The 5353-nt window shown below is 72.4% G+C and carries 8 protein-coding genes; 2 read left to right on the top strand and 6 right to left on the bottom strand.

The window, feature by feature from the left end:
* On the bottom strand, positions 1 to 722 hold a 722-nt coding region (locus ABZ281_RS36170), incomplete at its 3' end, for a 3' terminal RNA ribose 2'-O-methyltransferase Hen1 (RefSeq protein ID WP_356662296.1).
* 156 nt (positions 723 to 878) lie between these two features.
* Positions 879 to 1802 (bottom strand): LLM class F420-dependent oxidoreductase, encoded by a 924-nt coding sequence (locus ABZ281_RS36165; protein WP_356662295.1) that lies wholly within the window; start codon positions 1800 to 1802, stop codon positions 879 to 881.
* Positions 1803 to 2042: 240 nt separating this feature from the next.
* On the opposite strand from ABZ281_RS36165, the gene ABZ281_RS36160 reads away from it, so the two are divergent.
* Entirely contained in the window at positions 2043 to 2216 is a 174-nt protein-coding gene (locus ABZ281_RS36160) for a hypothetical protein (RefSeq protein ID WP_356662294.1), read from the top strand.
* A gap of 43 nt (positions 2217 to 2259) precedes the next feature.
* Here ABZ281_RS36160 and ABZ281_RS36155 read toward each other — a convergent pair whose 3' ends face one another.
* The 4 genes from ABZ281_RS36155 to ABZ281_RS36140 form a co-directional block, all read right to left on the bottom strand.
* Complete coding sequence (locus ABZ281_RS36155; protein ID WP_356662293.1) at positions 2260 to 2730, bottom strand: DUF6099 family protein; 471 nt, start codon at positions 2728 to 2730, stop codon at positions 2260 to 2262.
* A 210-nt stretch (positions 2731 to 2940) separates the two neighbouring features.
* The gene (locus ABZ281_RS36150; protein WP_184908171.1) at positions 2941 to 3264 is read right to left on the bottom strand and encodes a nucleotide pyrophosphohydrolase; all 324 of its coding nucleotides are present in this window, start codon (positions 3262 to 3264) and stop codon (positions 2941 to 2943) included.
* Positions 3257 to 4393, bottom strand: coding sequence for an ATP-binding protein (locus tag ABZ281_RS36145; RefSeq protein ID WP_356662292.1), 1137 nt, complete (start codon positions 4391 to 4393; stop codon positions 3257 to 3259). The genes ABZ281_RS36150 and ABZ281_RS36145 overlap by 8 nt, the downstream gene beginning before the upstream one ends.
* A 96-nt stretch (positions 4394 to 4489) precedes the next feature.
* Positions 4490 to 4885, bottom strand: coding sequence for a cell division protein SepF (locus ABZ281_RS36140; protein ID WP_356662291.1), 396 nt, complete (start codon positions 4883 to 4885; stop codon positions 4490 to 4492).
* 193 nt (positions 4886 to 5078) lie between these two features.
* Here ABZ281_RS36140 and ABZ281_RS36135 point away from each other — a divergent pair.
* Positions 5079 to 5353, top strand: a 275-nt coding sequence (locus ABZ281_RS36135; protein ID WP_356662290.1) for a hypothetical protein, incomplete at its 3' end; no start/stop codon positions are given.

The following is a 5353-nucleotide window of genomic DNA, read 5'->3' as shown; positions in this document are numbered from 1 at the left end:
AGCGCCCAGCGGCGCGAGAGGTAGCGGCTGGTGATCAGCCGCTGCTCCGGGTGGCCCGGCAGCCAGCCCTCACCGACGCGCAGCAGCTTGTCCACCTCGTCGGGGGCGACCCAGTAGTGCTTGGCGTCGTCGAGGACGGGGAGCAGGACGTAGAGGTGGCGCAGGGCCTCTGCGAGGGTGAGCGCATCCGATTCCAGGACGAGGCGCACGTACCGCGAGTCGCCCCATGCGGGGAACTCGCCGTCCAGCGGCACAGGCTCCGCCGTGACGGTCCAGCCGAGCGGCTCGAAGAGCTTGCGTACGAGGTCGGGGCCGCCGCGGGCGGGCAGTGCGGGCACCTCGACGCGCAGCGGCCTGGCCTGGCCGGGGAGCTCCGGCCGGGTGTTGCAGACGCCCTTCATGGCGCTGGAGAAGACGCCGCTCAGCGCCACGGCGAGCAGGGAGGAGGCCGCGTAGGGGCGGTCGTTGACGTACTGCGCGAGTGCCGCGTCCGGGGCCCCGCCGCGGCCCTTGCCCTTGCCGCGCCTGACCAGTGCCACCGCGTCGACCTCCAGCAGCAGCGCCGCCGTGCAGCGCCCGGCTTCGGCCTCGGGGTAGAGGACGTGGGCCGTGCCGTAGGAGGTGGAGAACGCCTGCGCCTTGTCGGGATGCTTGTGCAGCAGGTAGCCGAGGTCGGTGGCGGGGCGTTCGGGGGTGCCGGTGGTGGTGATCGTCAGGAACATGCGGAGGGCCTCTCCGGCTGGTGGACGTTTTCCGTGCCGTACGTGCGAGAGCCCCCAGGAACGGTGATCCCGGGGGCTCGGCAGGACGACGTCCTCAGCTTCGCACACCTGTGCCCACCAGTGCCTTCGTTTATCGAGGGCGCTTCGGCGGGCCCGCTAGGAGAGCTGGGACTGCACCTGCGCGGAGATCAGTTCCAGGTGGTCGAGGTCGTCCAGGTCGAGGACCTGGAGGTAGATGCGGCTGGAGCCGGCCTCGGCGTAGCGGCCGATCTTGTCGACGACCTCGGACGGGGAGCCGGCCAGGCCGTTGAGCTTCAGCTCGTCCGCCTCGCGGCGGATCGCGGCGGCCCGGCGGGCGACCTCCGCCTCGTCCCGGCCGACGCAGACGACGAGGGCGTTGGAGTAGGTCAGGTCGTCGCCGCTGCGGCCGGCCTCCTCGGCGGCGGCGCGCACCCGGCCGAACTGGCGCTCGCTGTCCTCGACGGAGGCGAAGGGCATGTTGAACTCGTCGGCGTACTTGGCGGCCAGCCGCGGGGTGCGGGAGGGGCCGTGGCCGCCGACGAGCACGGGGATCTTCCGCTGCGCCGGCTTGGGCAGGGCGGGAGAGTCCGTGAGGTCGTAGTAGGTGCCGTGGAAGTCGAAGGTCTTGCCGGGGTCCGTCGCCCACAGACCGGTGACGATTTCCAGCTGCTCCTCGAGGCGGGCGAACTTCTCCTTGGGGAAGGGGATGCCGTAGGCCTTGTGCTCCTCCTCGAACCAACCGGCTCCGAGGCCGAGCTCGACCCGGCCGCCGGACATCTGGTCGACCTGCGCGACCTGGATGGCGAGCACGCCGGGCAGCCGGAAGGTGCCGGCGGTCATCAGGGTGCCGAGCCGGATGCGCTTGGTCTCGCGGGCGAGTCCGGCCAGGGTGATCCAGGCGTCGGTGGGGCCGGGCAGGCCGTCCACGGTGCCCATGCGGAGGTAGTGGTCGGAACGGAAGAAGGCGTCGAAGCCGAGGTCCTCGGTGGCCTTGGCGACGGCGAGCAGAGTGTCGTAGGTGGCCCCCTGCTGGGGCTCGGTGAAGATGCGAAGATCCATGTCCTCCATCCTGCCCCGCCTCGGCGGACGATCACGAGATCGGCCCCCCGGTCCACGCGGTCCCCGGTCGGGTGAAATTACGTCAATACCGCAGCCGCCGCCCGACCCGGCCAGTGACCGGCCCCGATGGTGATCGTTGGCTCGGGCGGAGCCGGAGCCCCCGGCTTCCGCCCCGAGGGGTGGACCGCCGGGGTGTCACCCGCGTCGGCCTCCCGAGGGCCGGGGGCCGAGGAGGCGGTCATGTCCGAAGAGACCGTGCCGCAGCAGGGCGGGACCGGGCAGTCGAAAGGGCTGTTGCAGCAGATGGAGGAGCTGATGGCGGCGTTGAACGCGGATCTGTCGGCGTTGGACGCCGATCTCCAGGCGGCGGGGGATGCCGAACGCGGCGTCGCCGAGGAGGGGCAGGCGGGTTAGGGGCGCGCTGCCCGGGCGGGTCAGGGGCTCTCCCCGCCCCGCCTCACCCCGCCTCCCTCTCAGGCAGCGTCTGTTCCCGGTCCGCGAGTCTGCGGAGCATCTCCAGGACGCGGTCGCGGGACTCGTCCGCCGCGTCGATGGCTTCCATGCACTGCCAGTACGTGCCCTCGTCGCCGGCGGCGCTGGCCAGGACGACCAGGGCGATGCCGACCTCGCCGAGGAGGCCGCCGAGGTACATCAGGGTGTGGCGGGCGTCGCCCAACTCGGTGAGCTGGCCCGCCCGCAGCTCACCGGGGCCCAGTTCGGGTGGGTCGAGGACGCCGCAGCCGCGGCCCGCCAGCTCCGTCAACCCCAGTGCCTCGCCGCGCAGTTCGGGTGGTCCGGTGACCGCGAGGCGGCTGCCTATGGCCTGTGCGAGGGCCTGCGCCTGCCACACCTCGGCCAGGGTCTCCCGCGCGTCTCCGCCCGCCGCCAGGGACCGCCTGCTCGTCACGATGAGCCGCACCGCGTCCATGCGCTGCCCCCGTCTTGTCCGACGCGCTGCGCGCGTCCGTCTGCCCGCACTCCCTTGTTCACTACCCAGAGTGAAGGGGTGTGAGACGAAAAGCCAGAGGAAGGCGGAAAATTGCGGACAACGATTCGGATTCGGGCCGTGATTTGATTACGCAGGGTACAAGTGGACTTCTTCACTCCGTGAGAGGGAGTCGGTCGGCGGGGCGTGCCTCTAGATCGGGAACCTCCGTTCGTTCCGGTCGATCTTCGCGTTCAGCGCGGCCAGAGGGTCGATGCCGAGCACCTCGCACAGCTGGAGCAGATACGCGAGCACGTCGGCCACCTCGTCGGTGACACGGTGCGCGGTGTCCGGGTCGGCCATGACCCGGGCCGACTCCTCGGGCGTCAACCACTGGAAGATTTCGACCAGTTCGGAGGCCTCCACGCTGAGCGCGGCGACCAGGTTCTTGGGGGTGTGGTACTGCTGCCAGTTCCGCGCGGCCGCGAAATCGGCCAGGCGGCGTTGCAGTCCGGCCACGTCCAGGGGATCAGTCACGGTCCAGGTGTACCACCGTGGCTCCCTCCGTCCCCGCGGCCCAGGAGCCGTCGCTGACCGCGCCGACCAGCCGGATGTGCCCCCGCTCGCACATCCGGGCCGCAAGCCGCAGCAGTTCCAGCCGCTGCCGTCCGTCCATGCCCCGGTCGAAGCCGTCGGCCAGGACCGTGAGCGTCTGGAGCGCGGCGGGCACCTCGCCGGCCAGGTCGACCTCCAGCACACCCGGTCCGGTGAGCAGAACCAACGACAGTGCGACGTAGCGCAGTTCGCCGTCGCCGAGCCGGCGCAGGTCCGTGACGACGCCGTCGCCCCGGTCGAGCGCGGCGCGGATCGTCCCCGTGGTCTCCTCCGCCCGGGCGAGCACGTCCGCCACCGGTCCGGCGCAGCCGGCCCGCACCGCCGCCACGAACTGCGCGTGCCGCCGCCCGCACTCGGCGCGGGTGCGCCACAGCACGTCGGCGAGATTGCCACAGCCGCCGAGCAGGTGGCCGGAACCGGCCGCCACGGGCCCGCGCATCCGGGCGGGCTCGGGGTCGCAGGCGAAGGCCGAGCGCAGGGCGACGACCATCTGCTCGGCCGCCGCCAGCACCCTGCGCTGCCCGGGTGTCCTGCCCGCCACGCGCAGCGGCAACAGGGCGGTGCCGAGCCGGTCGTCCGGGAGCGGGCCGCGGGTCACCGGCGTCGGCCCGGCCGTGTGCCAGGCGGCCTGCACGGCGCGCTTGCCCGGGTCGCGCAGGGCGGTCTCCAGGAGGACCAATCCGTCGGCGGTCAACCGCTCGCCCACGAGGCGCAGTTCGGGCTCGGCCTGTACGGCCATGTCGAGCCGGACCGGGCCCGCGGGGCCGTCGGCCGTGCAGCCGATGCGGAAGCCGCGGCGGCGCTGCGCGTCGGGCCGGGCCCGTTCCGGTACGCAGGCGGCGGGGTCGGGGAACGCCTCGTCGAGCTCCGCGCCGCCCCCGAGCAGGGCAAGGGCCTGGTACGCCCGCAGCGCGCTGGTCTTGCCGCAGCCGCTGGGACCGGCGAGGAGGGTGAGGGGCCCGAGCGGGAAAGCGGCACGGCGGTGGGTGGTGAAGGCGGACAGGCGCAGTTCGGTGATGCGGGGGCGGTCGGGGAGGGCGGGCTGGGTCATGTCCGGACGGTAGGGCTCCACCGGCAGGACGAACCGTTCCGTCTCCGGGGGTTTCCCACGATCGAGCTACGGTCACGCCTGCGGTCACGCCGACGGTCACACCCCGGGGAGGTCCGCTCCCTCCATCAGCCCGGTCACCTCGGTCCCCGCCGGCGTCAACAGGAACACGTTGCGGTCCACCCGGTGCATCCCGCTCGCCAGGCCGAAGACGACGCCCGTGCTGAAGTCGAGGACGCGCTTGGCGACCTCCGTCTCCGCGCCGGTGAGGTCGAGGAGGACGGGGACGCCCGCCATCAGCCGCTCGGCGACGTCGCGGGCGTCGGCGAAGACGTTCACGCGCAGGACGACGAAACGGCGGCGGGTCTCCGTCTCGGCCTCGGGTATGGACCGGTGGCCGACGGCGGACGGCCAGGCGTCCCGGCTCCGCAGCGGTACGACCTGGGCGAGCCCCTCCCACTGTTCGTCGGTGACATCGTGGCTGTTCACCGGCATGCTCCGTCCTGGGTCGCGCTCGCTGTCTGCATCGGGCAATTCTTGCGCAGAGTCACCCGTTCGGCCCAACAGCGACACGCTCCGCGACCTCAATGCACCTCACATCGGCCGCGAGGTGGCTGTGTGACCGGCGTAACCCCTCACGATCAGGCGCAGTGACAACCGTGTAACGGGCGATCCGTACCGTCGGAGGATGACCACGACCCACGGAATCCCGCAGGACACGCGGCGGGTGCGCACCGTCTGCTCGTACTGCGGTGTGGGCTGCGGCCTCGTACTCGACGTCGGGATGGGCCCGGACGGGCGGCGCACGGTGCTGAAGGCGTCCGGTGACAAGGCGCATCCGGCGAACGCGGGGCGGTTGTGCACCAAGGGCGCGACCACCGCCGACATGCTGGCCGCGCCCGGGCGCCGACTCCCCGCGGCTGGCTGGCCGTTCGGGAAAGTTCGACCTCTTCGAGGACCTGT

The organism is Streptomyces sp. NPDC006265, assembly GCF_040613555.1.
Classification (GTDB): domain Bacteria; phylum Actinomycetota; class Actinomycetes; order Streptomycetales; family Streptomycetaceae; genus Streptomyces.
This window is presented reverse-complemented; position numbering and strand designations above follow the sequence as displayed.

Excerpts from the sequence above, each read along its gene's own strand:
- ABZ281_RS36165 (WP_356662295.1), bottom strand. The coding sequence starts at position 1,802 with ATGGATCTTCGCATCTTCACCGAGCCCCAGCAGGGGGCCACCTACGAC.
- ABZ281_RS36160 (WP_356662294.1), top strand. The coding sequence starts at position 2,043 with ATGTCCGAAGAGACCGTGCCGCAGCAGGGCGGGACCGGGCAGTCGAAA.
- ABZ281_RS36155 (WP_356662293.1), bottom strand. The coding sequence starts at position 2,730 with ATGGACGCGGTGCGGCTCATCGTGACGAGCAGGCGGTCCCTGGCGGCG.
- ABZ281_RS36145 (WP_356662292.1), bottom strand. The coding sequence starts at position 4,393 with ATGACCCAGCCCGCCCTCCCCGACCGCCCCCGCATCACCGAACTGCGC.
- ABZ281_RS36140 (WP_356662291.1), bottom strand. The coding sequence starts at position 4,885 with ATGCCGGTGAACAGCCACGATGTCACCGACGAACAGTGGGAGGGGCTC.